Here is a 16,077-nt window from a genome sequence, read left to right as displayed (position 1 = left end):
TCAGCTCCTTTCGTTATTACTTTTGCTTTGGAATTTTAATGGTTATCTTATAAGCATTTTTTAAGGTTTGCTCGGACAATTCAGCATCTAATCCGCTATCATTAATCATTTTCACGGATTCCTTAATGGTATTCATGGCAATTCGTGGATCACTGATCTTAATTTTAGGAGCTGGAGAGTCTTTTTTGGCAGTCTTATGCTTAACAGACCGTTTCTTTGGTTGCTTAACCTTGACATTTTCTTCGTTTGCAAGTCGTTCCTGCTCTTTTTGAGCTTCCACTTCAGACGGCAACGGCTTTCCTTGGAGGCGGGCCACTTCATCTTCCGTTTGCCGAACGTTCAATTTTTCGTTCACGATCCGCATCAACATCTTACGTTGCTGATCATCATTAAGATTTAAAAGTGCCCGACCATGACGCTCGGTAATTAACCCATCCAGAATGGCATTTTGAACTGGAACGATCAACTTCAGTAGCCGCAGCTTATTAGCCACTGCGGATTGACTCTTCCCGACGCCCTTAGCTAACTTCGCCTGCGTCAAATGATTCAAGTCCATCAACTTTTCATAGGCTTGCGCCTCTTCCACTGAACTTAATTCAGATCGTTGTAGATTTTCAATCAAGGCTAACGATGCAGTCTCGTGATCGTTCATCTTTTCCACAATTGCCGGCGCTTTTTCCCATTGCAATAACTTCATTGCCCGAAAGCGTCGTTCACCAGCGATAATTTCATATTTTGCTGGTTCATATTCACGAAGAATAATTGGCTGGAGTAAACCATGTGCATCAATCGTTGCCGCTAACTCCTGAATTCCTTCTTCATCAAAAACCTGCCGTGGTTGATAACGGTTGGGTTCAATTTGATCTAACGGAATCTCTACCACTTCATTTTTTGTATCGTGATGATTCTTACCAATGCCAAAAATTGAAAATGCCATACTTATTCTCCCTCATTTTAATAACTATAATGGTTTTTTCGCAGGTGTTCCCGCTCGTCGCGGATATTGCTGAGGCGTTGCGGTTAGTTTATCAATAATTAATAAATTTCGTTCCTCTGGCTCTGGTTTAGTTGGCAATTCTAATGAGTAAACATTCCGCTTTTGACCACCCAACTTAGTAATTGCTCGTGTCGCTGAGCTCAACTCATCCGCGGCTGCTTGGGCCTTATATGCAAGGAAAACTCCACCCACTTTGGCAGCGGGTAAGCACAACTCACTAAGTACGGATAAGCGCGCAACGGCACGTGCTGTCACCACATCAAAACTTTCCCGATGGGTGCTGCCCTTTTTACTAAAATCTTCCGCTCTTGAGTGAACTAACGTCACGTTATCCAGATTGAGACGAGCAACTAATTCTTGTAAAAAGTTAATCCGTTTGTTCAATGAATCAACAATCGTTACCTTTAATTTGGGGAACGCAATCTTCAATGGTAATGATGGGAAACCAGCTCCTGCTCCAATATCACATAAACTTAGGCTTTCAGTCCGTAATGCTGGCAGCGCAAAACTACCGGTAATGGAGTCATAAAAGTGTTTCAAGTAAACATCTTTTTCATCTGTAATGCGGGTTAAATTAACGACCTGATTGGTAGCTACTAAATCTTGATAATACTGAGCGAATTGATCCATTTGATGATCAGTCAATTGAATCCCTTGGTTAGCTAATGCTTGACGAAATTCTTCTGGAGTCATTCTACCGTCCTTTCCGTGAAACACGAAATTGTTTCACGTTACCTTTTTACTTTACCTTAAAAAAGCCCCCGTTTCAAGCATTCACGGGAGCTAATTCATTGTTTCAATTGGCTTTACTTCATTTTAGCAACTTGTGCTAAGAACCATTGGTTAAAGAAGTCGGCATCAATATCAACGCACGCCTTGGCGTTAGTTTTGCCATCATGGTATGCCCCACGAATGTCACCGACCGTTGCCCCTATTGCTGGGCCGCTAGTTTGGACGTCAATCCATAAATCCTTAGTAGTAAAGGCCTCAGGATGCAATAAGTAGAAAATCGTATTGACGTCATGCATTGGCCGTCCTTTGGCACCACCGCTGACATCATTATAGTGACTGATTAAACCATACAGCATCTTACCAGTTTCATTCATATCTTTAAGCTGATTGAGACTGTCATCTGTCAGTAATGCTTTCAATGTTACATCCAAACCAACCATCACAATTGGAATGCCAGAATTATACATAATCCGCGCCGCGTCCGGGTCGGTAAAGACATTAAATTCAGCCACACTCGTCATATTTCCACCAGAAAGGGAACCCCCCATTGCCACGATTTGCTTAATATGACTCTTTACTTCAGGGTATTCCTTGAAAAGCAACGCAATGTTAGTGTATGAACCAGTTGGTACTAAAGTAATCTCGTCTTCAGCCATGATTGTATCACGAAGCGCCTGTACTGCTGATTTAGCAATTGGTTGACCGTAATCATCACCAAAGTCGTACCCTTCCATTCCAGACTCACCGTGAATCCGGGCAGCGTCTTCAAATGGTTTGATTAATGGTTCAGCCGCACCAGCAGCCACGGGAATAGTATCATTCTTCCCAAAGAAATGCACAATCTTAAGTGCGTTCGCCGTTGTTTTATCAACTTTGACATTCCCGGCAACTGCAGTCACTAATTTTAAATCAATTTCTGGATTATTAATTGCCATCGTCAAAGCAGCTGCGTCATCAATTCCTGGATCTGTGTCCATAATAATTTTCGTAGTCATTTTCCGGCATCCTTTCTTATTAAGTAACAAAAGGAGACTGTCGTTCCCGCCAGCCTCCAATCAATCATTTTTAATTACCAAACGAATAAACCAACCATTGCGGCTGACAACAGAGAGACCAAAATTCCTGAAAGGACTAAGTAACCAATGTTGCGCGCAATATAGTTGTTCGTATCTTTATCAACTAATCCCTTAAAGGCACCAATGATCATTCCAAGCGTCCCGAAGTTAGCGAATGAAGTTACAAACGTTGTCAGGACCGCTTGGAAGTGCGGATCGAAATGAGCGATCTTATTCGTCATGCTTCCCATGACAACAAATTCGTTGGTAATCAACTTCATCCCCATATTTTGGGAAAGAATCCATGCATCGTGGACATTCAATCCCATTAACCAGGAGAATGGGAACATGATGACCCCTAAGATGCTTTCTAGTGAAAGTGGCTTCCAAAAGAGACCTAAAATCTTATCAATCAATGCGGCCAAAGCAACGAACGCAACCACGTTAGCAATGATAATTAAAATCAGCTTACCGGCGCCCAAAATTGAGTCACCCAAGAAACTAAAGAATGGTTCCTTTTTAGCATCCGTGTCGTTAACTGTCACAATCGTATCCTCAGCCGGATCAACCTTCACTGGGTTCATCAAACTAGTGGCAATTAGTGAGTTAATGATGTTAATCGGAATTGCCGTTAAAATGTAACGACCAGGCATCATTTCCACATATGAACCAACCATTGCTGCGGTAATACATGACATTGACATCATGGCAATCGTTAAGTTCCGTGCCTTGGACATCTTCCGCAATTGCAATTCGGAAACGGCCAATACTTCGGTGTTCCCTAAGAACATCATTTCAACTGCGAAGAATGATTCAAACTTAGGTTGACCGGTAATAAATGACAAGCCTCGGCCGATCCATTTAATTATCCATGGCAGAAAACCGATGTAGGTTAAAATATCGAACAATGGAACAACCATCAGGATTGGCATCAGCGCAGAACAAATAAAGTTCAAATTCTTGGCATTATACCAGGAACCAAGCGCAAAAGTGGTCCCCTTAGCTGAAGCGTCTACTAGCCAAACAAAGCCATCAGCAGCAGCTTGAACACCCCGCCGACCAACAGGCGAGCCAATCAAGAAGGCTGCCAGGATGATGTTGATGACCACCATCACTGCAATGGCTTTCCAATTAATGTTTTTCTTGTCCTTGGAGAAAAGGAACCCAATTAGCAAGAAAACTAATAGTCCAACGATATTAATCGCAAGATACATTATGTCAGCACCTTTCTGTATAGAAATCGAATAATTGCACAGCGAGTCTAATTACATAAATTTTGCAATCGACTTTGTAATAACTATACCTGACGTTTGACACCGTGTAAAGCGATTTCTGCCGTTGCGTACTTCATTGTTCCAATTTTAAAACTGTATTTCAATTAAGTAACTTAAATTAGTGTTCTAAGGGGGTCAAACGATCCCGAAATAATTCGACAACTAGTCTTTTGACCTTATTTAGTTGATGTGATGTGGGGGTAAGAGTGATTCCTGTTATTTACAGGTTGTTATCAGGCAACGGTACTGATCTTTCCACATCTTTATTATAATTCTCATGAATTAAAATAGCAATTAAATCCGCTCATTACGGTAATGAAAGCGCTATGACTTATTTATGTTGTCGTGACCGCTCCACAAACGTATATCCAATAAAGAGACAAATAAAGAACAGTACCGAAACAAATAATGCCGGGCGCGTTGCTGGAATAAAGAGCAAAATAATCAAGACCGCAACAAAGAAAATAATGGTTAACCAATCCGTTACTGGGAATCCCGGCATTGAGAACCCAGCTACTCCCTTTGGATGAGCTTGTCGGTACTTAATGTGGCACCACAGAATAAAGAGCCATACAAAAATGAAGTTAATGGTTGATACTCCGGAAATCAATTCGAAAATTCCCGCAGGCATCACATAGTTTAAAATCACCACCACAAATAGGATTAGTGAAGAGAATTGCAGCGCCTGGTTTGGTACTGCCTTAGCACTCAATTTTTGGAAACGAGCTGGCGCATTCCCACCAGCAGCCAGTGAGTACAACGAGCGACTAGTTGAGAAGATGGCACTATTAGTGGCTGACATTGCAGCAGTCAGTACCACAAAGTTTAAAATTGCGGCGGCACTTGTCACCCCAATTCCCGCAAAGACTTGAACAAACGGGCTTGAGCTTGTCTTAATATCTGTCCAAGGGTAGACCATAATTGCGAGCATTGAACCAATATAGAACAACCCAATCCGAACTGGCAGGGTATTAATTGCCTTTGGAATATCCGCCTCTGGGTTTTTTGTTTCCCCAGCGGTTAAACCAACCATTTCAATTCCAACAAAGGCAAAGACAACCATTTGAAACGACATCAAGAAACCAATCGGCCCCTTCGGGAAGAATCCACCATGGCTTACTAGGTTAACTAAACTAGCGTGTCCTGCCTTCGTTGGTGTCTGTAAAATCACCATCACTAAACCAACAACAATTAGTGCGACAATCGCTAAAACCTTAATCGTGGAAAACCAGGATTCAAGTTCACCAAATAACCCAACGTTTACCATGTTAACCAACATCAGCAAAATAATAATGACGAGTGGACCAATCCACTGCGGTAAATTAGGAAACCAGTACTTTAAGTAAATCCCGGTCGCGGTTAAATCCGCCATCGCAAGACTGAGCCAACACGACCAATACGTCCAACCAGCAATAAATTCCATCCGATCACCAAGATATTCCTTCACTGAATCGATAAAGGAATGTTTACTAGTATCGGCGAGCAAAAGCTCACCAAGGGCGCGCATCATAAAGAAACAGAAGATTCCGACAATCAAATATGTCAAAATAATTGACGGCCCGGCGGCTTTAATGGCACTCCCGGATCCCAAGAAGAGTCCGGTCCCAATCGCACCACCAATCGCAATCATCGTGATATGACGACTTTTTAGTGAACGTGATAATTTTTGTTCTTGTTGTTCATCCATCTTTCAATCTCCTTTCACAAAAAAACGTCCCTGGTACTACAAATACCAGGGACGTTTGTCAACGCGGTTCCACCCATCTTTATAAGTCATTTGGACTTACCTCTCGGTCAATAATGGAACCACCCATTTCACGCGTGAATTAATGCCATGAACGACGACTAACTTTCAGCTCAGATTAGTCTCTCTGTTGGTCGCTCTTATTAAAAGTTAATGATCATTATACTTAAATCTCATAGCCTGTCAACACGTTTCCGAACATTAAATCGGTTTCATTCGAAAAAATTCGATTTATCTACCTTGACTTTTAAGTTAATTCATTGTTTAATGCAATCAACGGTTGATTAACAGTCCTAGTAGGAATCTCTTCCCTGGCGCAGAGAATTAGCGGTGATGTGGAAGCTAATGCATAAGAGATTTACGAATTACAGCTGAACATCATTAATCACCAATCTTTTTAATAGTGTTAATTAAGGTACGTAACGTACGAAAATGGGTGGTACCACGGTTCACTTCGTCCCAAGACTTGAGTGTCTTGGGACGTTTTTTCGTTGTTACTAACAAATGGAGGGATTCTAGATGAACATTGTTGATGAACTAAAATGGCGCGGTGCCGTGAATCAAGTTACTGATGAAGACGGCCTCCGCGAATTAACGAATGAAAAACAAATCAGTTTGTACTGTGGGACGGACCCAACAGGCGATAGTCTCCATATTGGACACTTAATTCCATTCATGATGCTGAAACGATTCCAACTCGCTGGTCACCACCCGGTAATCATTATCGGTGGCGGTACTGGTGCGATTGGGGATCCTTCTGGACGAAAGACCGAACGAACCCTGCAAACCGAATCACAATTGGAACACAACAAAAAGGCCCTCACTGAACAAATGAAAAAATTATTTGGGACCGAAAACTTTACCATTGTGGATAATTACACGTGGCTTTCCAAGATTTCGATGATTGAGTTCCTCCGTGATTACGGTAAACTCTTCAATGTTAATACGATGTTGAATAAGGAAGTCGTTGCTAGTCGGCTGGATAACGGAATTTCCTTCACTGAATTTACCTACCAAATTCTTCAAGCGGTTGACTTCCTCCACCTTTACCGCAACAATGATGTCCAACTTCAAATCGGTGGTTCCGACCAATGGGGTAACATCACCTCAGGAATTGACTTAATTCATAAGGTGGAAGGACCAGAAACCAAGGTCTTCGGACTAACAATCCCACTGATGCTCAAGGCCGACGGTACAAAGTTCGGTAAGACTGCGGGTGGTGCAGTATGGCTAGATCCGAAGAAGACGTCACCGTACGAATTCTACCAATTCTGGCTGAACCAAGATGATCGCGACGTTGTGAAATACCTTAAGTACTTCACTTTCCTCGATCAAGATCAAATTAACGACTTGGCTGAAAAGGTTGAAAAGGAACCTTGGAAACGAGAAGCACAACGGACCTTGGCACGGGAAGTCACTACTTTTGTCCACGGCGAAGCTGCTACCAAGCACGCTGAAGAAATTTCTCAACTGTTATTCAAGGGTGATATTAAAGATTTGACTACCGAAGATATCGAGCAAGCCTTCAAGTCTGCCCCATCGGTCGACATCTCAGCAGATGTAGTTAACATTGTGGATTGGCTGGTCAATACCGAAATTGAGCCTTCCAAGCGGCAGGCCCGTGAAGATGTTAAGAACGGGGCAATTACCGTTAATGGTGAAAAAGTCACAGATATTGATGCTGAAATTAATCCGGCAGATCATTTTGATGGTAAGTACGTCGTTGTCCGCCGTGGTAAGAAGCACTACACTTTAGCCAAAGTTACAAAGTAAGGGTTGCAAGATTTTTTAAATCAGTTACAATTTAAGTAATTCAATGACGTGGTAATAGTAGCATGACCAAGCAACAGAGATGGCTGATACCTGATGAAAGAGGCCAACGGAAGTGCGAAGTGGAGCCGCCAGAAGCAGTTAAATATTGAACGAGTGATGTACAGGTCTGTACATAATTTAGGTGGCACCGCGGTTAATCGTCCTATTTTCCAAGTGGAAAATAGGGCGATTTTCTTTTACCCAGGTTTATTCGAAAGGATTGATTATTATGACAGAAAAAAAGGTAATTTTAACTGGTGACCGGCCAACTGGTCACCTCCACATTGGTCACTACGTTGGTTCACTGCGCGAACGGGTCAAAATGCAAAACAGTGGCAAGTATGATCCATATATCATGATTGCGGATCAACAAGCCCTGACCGATAACGCCCGCGACCCAGAAAAAATCCGTAATAGTCTCATCCAAGTTGCGCTAGATTACTTGGCAGTAGGATTAGATCCAGAAAAATCAACCATCTATGTTCAGTCACAAATTCCTGCGCTTTCTGAACTTAACATGTACTACCTGAACTTAGTTACTGTTTCCCGTTTGGAACGGAACCCAACTGTTAAGTCAGAAATTCAACAAAAGAACTTTAATCGTTCTATTCCCGCGGGCTTCCTAACTTATCCGGTTAGCCAAGCATGTGATATCACTGCATTTAAGGCCGAACTCGTCCCAGTTGGTGATGATCAAGAACCAATGCTAGAACAAGCGCGTGAAATTGTCCGGACATTTAATTCTATTTATGGTGATGTGCTCGTCGAACCTGAAGGGGTCTTCCCACCAAAGGGTCAAGGACGGATCCCAGGGCTCGATGGTAATGCCAAGATGAGTAAGTCACTCGGTAATTGTATCTACTTATCTGATGATGAAGATACGTTGCGTAAAAAAGTGATGTCGATGTACACCGATCCTAACCATATCCACGTTGAAGATCCCGGCCAAGTTGAAGGTAACATTGTCTTCACTTATCTAGACATCTTTGATGACGATAAAGAAAAGGTGCAAGAACTTAATGATCATTACCGGGCAGGTGGTCTTGGTGACGTTAAGATCAAGAAATACCTATTTGAGGTTTTGAACAAAGAATTAACCCCAATTCGTGAACGGCGTCTAGAATTTGCTAAGGATATCCCGGCCGTTTACGATATGTTAAAGCAAGGTTCTGAAAAAGCCAACCAAGTGGCAAACAAGACCCTACATGAAGTTAAGGAATCCATGGGCTTGAACTACTTTGAATAACAACAGCTAATAATATTTTAAAAAGTCCGAGACTAGATGTAATTTAAAATCTAGCCTCGTTTTTTTTAACCACAAAAAATAGGCGATCTCAAAATTGAGATCGCCTATTTCACTAACTTAAGCAATTAGTTCAATGAAGCAATTGCCTTATCAAGGAGCTTAACAGTAGTAGCTACTGGGTAAACTGCCATGATTTCATTGATTTGTGGAGCAGAACTCTTACCAGTGAAGGCAATGTTCAATGGGAAGTAAAGCTTTTGTCCCTTAACATTGACGTCCTTGCCAACCTTCTTAATCAGGTCGTTATAAGCATCTGGCGTCGTGTCATCAGACAAGTCCTTTACTGCATCCTTAATACCGTTCAATACAGCAAGCGTTTCGTCCTTATCGAAGTTTGCAAAGTCATCGTATGAAAGGTCTTGGTCTAAGATCGTTGCATAGAACCAAGCATAATCCATGATTTCGATTAACTTGTAAACATCACGTTGGTGAATGTGGATAACCTTCTTGAGCAATGTCCGAAGATCATCATCACTCATCTTCAAATCATTCAACTTGTTTGCTTCTTCAGAATCATTTTCATGAACTAAGGTCATGATCCGGTCAGCTAATTCGTCTACTGACATCTTCTTGATGTATTCGGCGTTCATCCAGTCAAGCTTGTGTTGATCGAAGTAAGCTGGTGAGTTAGACATCCGGTTAGGATCGTAAGCCTTAATTAATTCTTCCTTAGAATAAATTTCCTTTTCACCAACTGGTGACCAACCAAGGAAGGCAATGAAGTTAAAGATAGCTTCCTTGAGGTAACCATGACGGTGGTATTGGCTAATGAATTGCAGAGTATTCTTGTCACGCTTACTCAACTTCTTACCAGTTGCTGGGTTGAAGATCAGTGAAATGTGACAGAAGTGTGGGTGGTCAACACCAAGGGCTTCGTAAACCGCAATTTGCTTTGGTGTGTTGGCAATGTGGTCAGCACCACGAAGACAGTCGGTAATGTCCATCAGATAGTCATCAATAACAACGGCAAAGTTGTAAGTAGGCATTCCGTTGTTCTTTTCGATAACAAAGTCACCACCAAGGTTGTCAGAGTTGAATGAAATGTGACCTAATGCCCAGTCATCCCATTCAAGGGTGTGATCCTTTGGTAAGTGCAGACGAACAGAAGGCTTAATTCCCTTGGCCTTGGCAGCGTCAATTTCTTCTTGGCTAGCGTTGTACCAGTGACCATCGTAACGAGGAGTTTCTCCCTTAGCCTTTTGTTCTTCACGCATCTTTTGAAGTTCTTCTTCAGTGGTGTAGTCATAGTAGGCCTTGCCTTCGTCAATTAACTTTTGAACGTACTTGTGGTAAATACCTTCCTTATTACGTTCAGTTTGATGGTATGGGGCATACTTAGGATTTGGCTTATCTGGACCTTCATCCCAGTCAACACCCAACCAGTGCAAGTTCTCCATCTGCGACTCTTCACCGTGTGGCACATTCCGTGCAATATCAGTATCTTCAATCCGAAGAACCATTGTTCCATTAAAGTGACGAGCAAACAGATAGTTAAAAAGTGCAGATTGTGCATTACCGATATGCAAGAAGCCCGTTGGACTTGGAGCATAACGTACTCTAACCTTTTTATCCATAGTAATATCCTCTCTCCATCAGAAATTAATCTTACTAAAAAGATGGGTCTCCTAGCGAATCCCCATCCCTAAGACTTATGACTATTTTACCATTGTGTAAGAAAAATTAAAAGTCATAACGTCAAGTTTATCTTAAACTGTCCACTATTTATGATTTAAATAGTCAAGTGCATGCCCTAAGTCATCAATAAAATCATTGGCAATGGTCATGTCCATCGCCGGCCGAACAACGATCCGTTGAATAATTTCATCATCACGATTCTTTGGTAATGGATAGGCAGGAACTTGCCAGCCAAACATCTTTAATGCATCTTGAACATCATATAATGTCCAATTTACACTGGTATCTTTCTTAAACTCCCAAGTAATAATTGGTAATTCGGAACCATCTGTAATGACATTAAAGTATCCCGTGTCGTTAATTGCCTTACTCAACTTTTCAGAAACTTTCCGCACATTTTCCATACATGCGCGGTATCCAGCCTTACCAAAGCGAATTAAGTTATAGTATTGCCCCACAATGTTAGCTCCAGAGCATGAGAAGTTAATTGCAATCGAGTCAACCGTCTTACCTAAGTATTGAACGGAAAAACGTAATTCCTTTGGTAAGTAATCATAATTATTTTTACGCCAGACAATCCAGCCAATACCAGGATAAACCATTCCGTACTTGTGACTAGAAACGTTAATCGAGGCAACATTCTTCAGGCGAAAATCCCATGGCTTAAATCCAGAAACCCATGGCGCAAAGAATCCATTATATGCTGAGTCTACGTGAATTCGTAACGGCAAGTCAGGGTGAGACTGATTATATTCTGAAACACGTTGGTCGAGGGCTTGAACATCATCAATTGCTCCGGTATAGGTAATACCAAAAATTGCCACGATTCCAATCGTATTTTCGTCCACTAGTTTCATCGCTTCATCAATATTCAGGTTCAATTCATCGGACCCTTTCTTCAAAGGTACTTGCCGCATTTCTACGTTCCAATAAGTGCAGAACTTTTGCCAAACCACTTGGTAGCCGGACCCGATAATCAAGTTCGGCCGGTGATGATCTAGATCGTTAATATTTATCCCAGCGGCCTTAGCACGGTGTTTCCACGTAAACAGCATTCCTAAACCGCCGAGCATACATCCTTCTGATGAGCCCACAGTTGAAGTCCCGATATAATCCTTCGGGAACTTTTCATCTTCCGGAATCCCCCACATATGACCAATCATCGCCACACAACGATCACACATTGCCGCGGTCTTGGGATATTCTGTCTTATCGATCGCGTTAGTATTCATTGCTTCCTTCATCAATTCATCGGCTTTTGGTTCCATTTGGGTTGTACAGAAAGTCGTTAAGTTTTGATCTGCCTTAGCTTCATTTAAACGAAAGTGTTGAATCAATTGTTTGGCCACCGTCGGGTTCATCGCTTGTTCAGGAATATCTTGATCCGGCAAGTCTTCTCCTGATTCAGTGCTCCCTAACCAGTTCTGTTCTAATGCTTGATCTTTTTCTGTCATTGATCTGTTCGGAATTGGTAGCTGACTAATTCCTCAACCTCCTTTCAAACTTATCGCATTCAGGCATACCTAAAATCAAATCATGATTCATCCTGAATGTAACAACCCTAAATTTAGAAAGGCAAATAAAAAGTAATGTATTTTTGGTCGCGTCTGAGCCGGTTTTTGTTAATTAAAGATCATTAAATTTAAACAGTACGTTATTTTTGTAAAACATTAGCGGTCACCCTATGATGAAACTAGATCATTGCTAACCAATGATTAAATAATTGAAAGGAGAACTATTATGAGTGCTTTGCAAAATAAAAGAACCCTAACTATGTGGGGTTTCTTTTCCATCACTGCGGCGATGGTTCTAACAGTTTATGAATACCCAACTTTCGCCACCTCTAAGTTACATTTGGTATTCTTCCTAATTCTGGGTGGTATTTTTTGGTTCATTCCCGTCGCCCTCTGTGCTGCTGAAATGGCAACCGTAAAAGGTTGGAACGACAATGGCGGGGGGTGAGTTTAGCTGGGTTAGCCACACCCTTGGGCAACGTTTTGGTTTTGCTGCTATTTTCTTCCAATGGTTCCAAATTACCGTTAACTTCTGTACGATGATTTACTTTATTTTAGGGGCCCTATCATTCGTTGTCAGCTGGCCGGCATTAGCTAGCAACCCGTGGGTAAAGTTCTTTGGTGTGCTAATCGTCTTCTGGTTAGTAACATTCTCCCAATTGGGCGGAACTAAATATACCCAAAAGATTGCTAAATTTGGTTTTATGATTGGCATTCTTATTCCATCGGCCATTCTATTTATTCTAGCCATCTGGTATCTCTGCTCCGGTGGTAAATTATTAATTTCCTTTACTTCGCATGCATTCATTCCTGATTTTACTAAAGTTACGACGCTAGTTGTGTTCGTATCATTTATTTTAGCTTACATGGGCGGAGAAGCTTCTGCCTCGTACATTAATGAATTAAAGAATCCCAATCGAAATTATCCATTAGTTATGTTCATTCTGGTCATCTTGGCAATTTGCCTCGATACCTTAGGTGGTTTAACCGTTGCTGCGGTGATCCCACAAAAGCAACTATCATTAAGTGCGGGGGTTGTTCAAGCGTTCAATTACCTCTTTATTAACCTCAGTGGTGGTAAACTTGGCTGGTTAACCAGAATCGTTGGGTTAATGCTGGCTTGTGGTGTCATTGCCGAAATTAGTTCATGGGTTACTGGTCCTTCACGGGCAATCTATGACACTGCCAAAGTTGGGATTCTTCCTAAATACTTCCAAAAGACTAATCAACATAACATTCCGGTGCGTCTAATCATGGTCCAAGGACTGATTGTTTCCATCTGGGATGCTGTTCTCACCCTCGGTGGTGGTGGCGGTAATGTTTCATTCTTTGCCGCAATGGGCCTCACCGTTGTTATTTACTTAGTTGGTTACTTCCTATTCTTTATTGGCTACTTAGTTCTGGTCTTTAAGAAGCGTAACTTACCACGTACTTACAACGTTCCTGGCGGGACAGTTGGTAAGACCATTATCGCAGTTTGCGGATTCTTAGTAACCCTCTTTGCGTTCATTATTTCGTTCTTCCCAACAACTTCACTCCCCGCCTCTTCAGCAGGAACCTATATGACTATTTTAATTACCTGTTTTATTATCGTGGTCATCATTCCATTTGTCATTTATCATGCTACTCGGAAATATCATACCGGATTGTTGGATGAAAAAACCAATAACCATACTAACTAACTACTACCCTATCTTTCTATAGCTTAAAGCAGGGGCTCAATCAATTCAGGTTGAGCCCCTTTTTCTCGTTCCATCTCTTAACCCCTGATGACTAACTATTAAATAAAAGTATCCATAATTGATGGGAGCGGTTAACTAATATTTACTACTGAGCTAATACATTAGCTCCCCGTTCAGCTTGTAGTATCTCTGCTTGACGTTCGTCATGAGGAATAAAACTCCGAATTGCGTCCTGATTAAAACCAATTTGAATACCATAATGTGAAACAATAATCGGGGTTTTTAATAATTGAGGAATTCGACATATTAAGTCTAAGAAATCATCAAAAGTCAGACTATTGATTTGTAATCCAAGCTGCTTATATGCATTTGATCTGGTACACACAACATCATCAGTGCCATGTTCAGTTCGTTTCATAATTTGAGCTAACCGTTCATGAGTAATTCCCTCGAGGGAGATATTATGTTCGCTAACGTTTATCTGATGTTGCTTAAACCATAACCGCGCCTTTCGACATGAAGATGAGTTTACTGAAGTATATAGTATTATCATCAAGATCCCTCCTCACACTCCATTTATTGATCATCATATATATTATATGTTCATTATATCTACTAAACAAATAATTAGTATTGAATCTTTAAATTTTATCAGAACCGCAAAACGCCTTAATAGCAGTGTTTTTGCCATAAAAAACGGTCTATCGTACGATAGACCGTTACAAAGATTGTCTATTAATCTTAAACATTAAAACAGTAATGATTAAGTAATCTTTTTCTATAAATTCTATAAAAAAGTGCTTTTGAGCAATTACTCAAAAGCACTTTACTAACTAGCGGACTAATTAGTTAAACTTCTTGTTTAAGTCGTCAATGGCTTGGTTGAGGTCTTCAGCAAAGTCATCAGCAATTGTCATGCTCATTCCTGGACGAACAACGATCCGTTCAACAGTTTCGTCGTCACGATCCTTTGGAAGTGGGTATGCAGGAACTTGCCAACCGTATGAACGAAGAGCATCTTCCATGTCATAAAGGTTCCACTTAACATCAACATCATCACGAAGCTTCCAAGTGTTGATTGGAAGAAGTGAACCATCGGTGATCATTTCGAAGTAACCAGTGGCCTTCAAAACTTCACTAATGTGAGTTGATACCTTCCGTACGTTTTCCATAACTGCACGGAAGCCTTCCTTACCAAACCGGATTAAGTTGTAGTATTGACCTACAATGTGAGCACCGGAGTGGGAGAAGTTAATAGCGATGGAGTCAACTGAACCACCAAGGTATGGTACAGAGAACCGCATTTCCTTTGGAAGGTGTTCGTAGTCGTTCTTACGCCAAATAGTCCAACCTAAACCAGGGTAAACCATTCCGTACTTGTGACCAGAAACGTTGATTGAAGCAACGTTCTTCAGACGGAAGTCCCATGGCTTGAAGCCGTCAACCCAAGGAGCAAAGAATCCGTTGTAAGCTGCGTCAACGTGAATCTTAATTGGCATGTCCTTGTGAGCTTCGTTGTACTTAGTTACTTCAGCATCAAGAGCTTGAACGTCATCAATTTCACCAGTAAAGGTAATACCGAAGACAGCAACAATCCCAATCGTGTTTTCGTCAACTAATGACATTGCCTTTTCAATGTTCAAGCTTGATTCGTTGGTACCATGTTCCAACTTAACTTGACGCATTTCAACGTTCCAGTAAGTACAGAACTTTTCCCAAACAACTTGGTAACCAGAACCAATAATCATGTTTGGCTTGTGATTGTGTAAGTCATCGATGTCGATGCCGTTAGCCTTAGCACGGTGCTTCCATGAGAATAACATGGAAAGTCCACCTAACATACATGCTTCTGATGAACCAACAGTTGAAGTACCGATGAAGTCCTTCCGGAACTTTTCATCTTCTGGAATACCCCACATGTGACCGATCATGGCAGCACAACGGTCTTCCATGGCAGCCGTCTTTGGATATTCTGACTTGTCAATGGCGTTAGTGTTCATAGCACTTGCCATTAATTTGTCAGCTTGTGGTTCCATTTGAGTTGAACAGAAAGTTGCCAAGTTTTGGTTAGCCTTTGCTTCGTTCAAACGGAAGTGTTGAATTAATTGTTCAGCAACGTTTGGGTTCATTGCCTTTTCAGGCATTTCTTCTTCTGGTAAATGTTCGCCAGATTCAACGCTACCTAACCAGTTTTGCTCTAAAGCATCGTTAATATCAGCCATACTAGTTTTCGGAATTAGCAGCCAACTAATTCCTTCCCCTCCTTTGTGTTAAAAACCTATCGCTACAAAATATATGACTACTACTTTACTAAATCAGACAACTA

At 41.4% G+C, this 16,077-nt stretch carries 11 protein-coding genes and 1 pseudogene; 3 read left to right on the top strand and 9 right to left on the bottom strand.

The window, feature by feature from the left end; all coding sequences use genetic code 11:
• Positions 1 to 16: 16 nt before the first annotated feature.
• From AC1EKL_RS06055 to AC1EKL_RS06035, 5 genes are all read right to left on the bottom strand, one after another.
• Complete coding sequence (locus tag AC1EKL_RS06055) at positions 17 to 937, bottom strand: nucleoid occlusion protein (protein ID WP_480188890.1); 921 nt, start codon at positions 935 to 937, stop codon at positions 17 to 19.
• Positions 938 to 961: 24 nt separating this feature from the next.
• Positions 962 to 1,690: a 16S rRNA (guanine(527)-N(7))-methyltransferase RsmG gene (rsmG, locus tag AC1EKL_RS06050; protein WP_480188889.1), complete on the bottom strand. Its 729-nt coding sequence runs from the start codon at positions 1,688 to 1,690 to the stop codon at positions 962 to 964.
• Positions 1,691 to 1,803: 113 nt separating this feature from the next.
• Entirely contained in the window at positions 1,804 to 2,724 is a 921-nt protein-coding gene (gene rihC / locus AC1EKL_RS06045; protein ID WP_480188888.1) for a ribonucleoside hydrolase RihC, read from the bottom strand.
• Positions 2,725 to 2,798: 74 nt separating this feature from the next.
• Positions 2,799 to 3,998, bottom strand: a complete 1,200-nt coding sequence (locus AC1EKL_RS06040; RefSeq protein ID WP_006917549.1) for a NupC/NupG family nucleoside CNT transporter — start codon at positions 3,996 to 3,998, stop codon at positions 2,799 to 2,801.
• A gap of 391 nt (positions 3,999 to 4,389) precedes the next feature.
• Complete coding sequence (locus AC1EKL_RS06035; protein WP_480188887.1) at positions 4,390 to 5,745, bottom strand: amino acid permease; 1,356 nt, start codon at positions 5,743 to 5,745, stop codon at positions 4,390 to 4,392.
• Positions 5,746 to 6,321: 576 nt separating this feature from the next.
• On the opposite strand from AC1EKL_RS06035, the gene tyrS reads away from it, so the two are divergent.
• Both tyrS and trpS read left to right on the top strand, forming a co-directional pair.
• Positions 6,322 to 7,575 carry a tyrosine--tRNA ligase gene (gene tyrS / locus AC1EKL_RS06030; protein WP_480188886.1) on the top strand — a complete coding sequence of 418 codons (1,254 nt, stop codon included), beginning with the start codon at positions 6,322 to 6,324 and terminating at the stop codon, positions 7,573 to 7,575.
• A gap of 268 nt (positions 7,576 to 7,843) precedes the next feature.
• Positions 7,844 to 8,860, top strand: a complete 1,017-nt coding sequence (gene trpS / locus AC1EKL_RS06025) for a tryptophan--tRNA ligase (RefSeq protein ID WP_480188885.1) — start codon at positions 7,844 to 7,846, stop codon at positions 8,858 to 8,860.
• A 125-nt stretch (positions 8,861 to 8,985) separates the two neighbouring features.
• On the opposite strand, the gene gltX is transcribed toward trpS, so the two are convergent.
• Both gltX and gad (AC1EKL_RS06015) read right to left on the bottom strand, forming a co-directional pair.
• Positions 8,986 to 10,494 (bottom strand): glutamate--tRNA ligase, encoded by a 1,509-nt coding sequence (gene gltX / locus AC1EKL_RS06020; protein ID WP_480189980.1) that lies wholly within the window; start codon positions 10,492 to 10,494, stop codon positions 8,986 to 8,988.
• A gap of 144 nt (positions 10,495 to 10,638) precedes the next feature.
• Positions 10,639 to 12,009: a glutamate decarboxylase gene (gene gad / locus AC1EKL_RS06015; protein ID WP_480188883.1), complete on the bottom strand. Its 1,371-nt coding sequence runs from the start codon at positions 12,007 to 12,009 to the stop codon at positions 10,639 to 10,641.
• A 286-nt stretch (positions 12,010 to 12,295) separates the two neighbouring features.
• Between gad (AC1EKL_RS06015) and gadC the strand changes: the two are divergent.
• Positions 12,296 to 13,751, top strand: a pseudogene (gadC, locus tag AC1EKL_RS06010) (glutamate/gamma-aminobutyrate antiporter).
• Between the two features lie 145 nt (positions 13,752 to 13,896).
• On the opposite strand, the gene AC1EKL_RS06005 reads toward gadC, so the two are convergent.
• Both AC1EKL_RS06005 and gad (AC1EKL_RS06000) read right to left on the bottom strand, forming a co-directional pair.
• Positions 13,897 to 14,304, bottom strand: coding sequence for a Spx/MgsR family RNA polymerase-binding regulatory protein (locus AC1EKL_RS06005; RefSeq protein WP_480190240.1), 408 nt, complete (start codon positions 14,302 to 14,304; stop codon positions 13,897 to 13,899).
• A gap of 292 nt (positions 14,305 to 14,596) precedes the next feature.
• Positions 14,597 to 15,973 carry a glutamate decarboxylase gene (gene gad, locus AC1EKL_RS06000; protein WP_006917538.1) on the bottom strand — a complete coding sequence of 459 codons (1,377 nt, stop codon included), beginning with the start codon at positions 15,971 to 15,973 and terminating at the stop codon, positions 14,597 to 14,599.
• Between the last annotated feature and the right edge of the window lie 104 nt (positions 15,974 to 16,077).

The organism is Limosilactobacillus sp. C0001E2 (assembly GCF_056590915.1).
The sequence above is the reverse complement of the archived record's forward strand: the minus strand, read 5'-3'. Positions and strand labels throughout refer to the sequence as shown.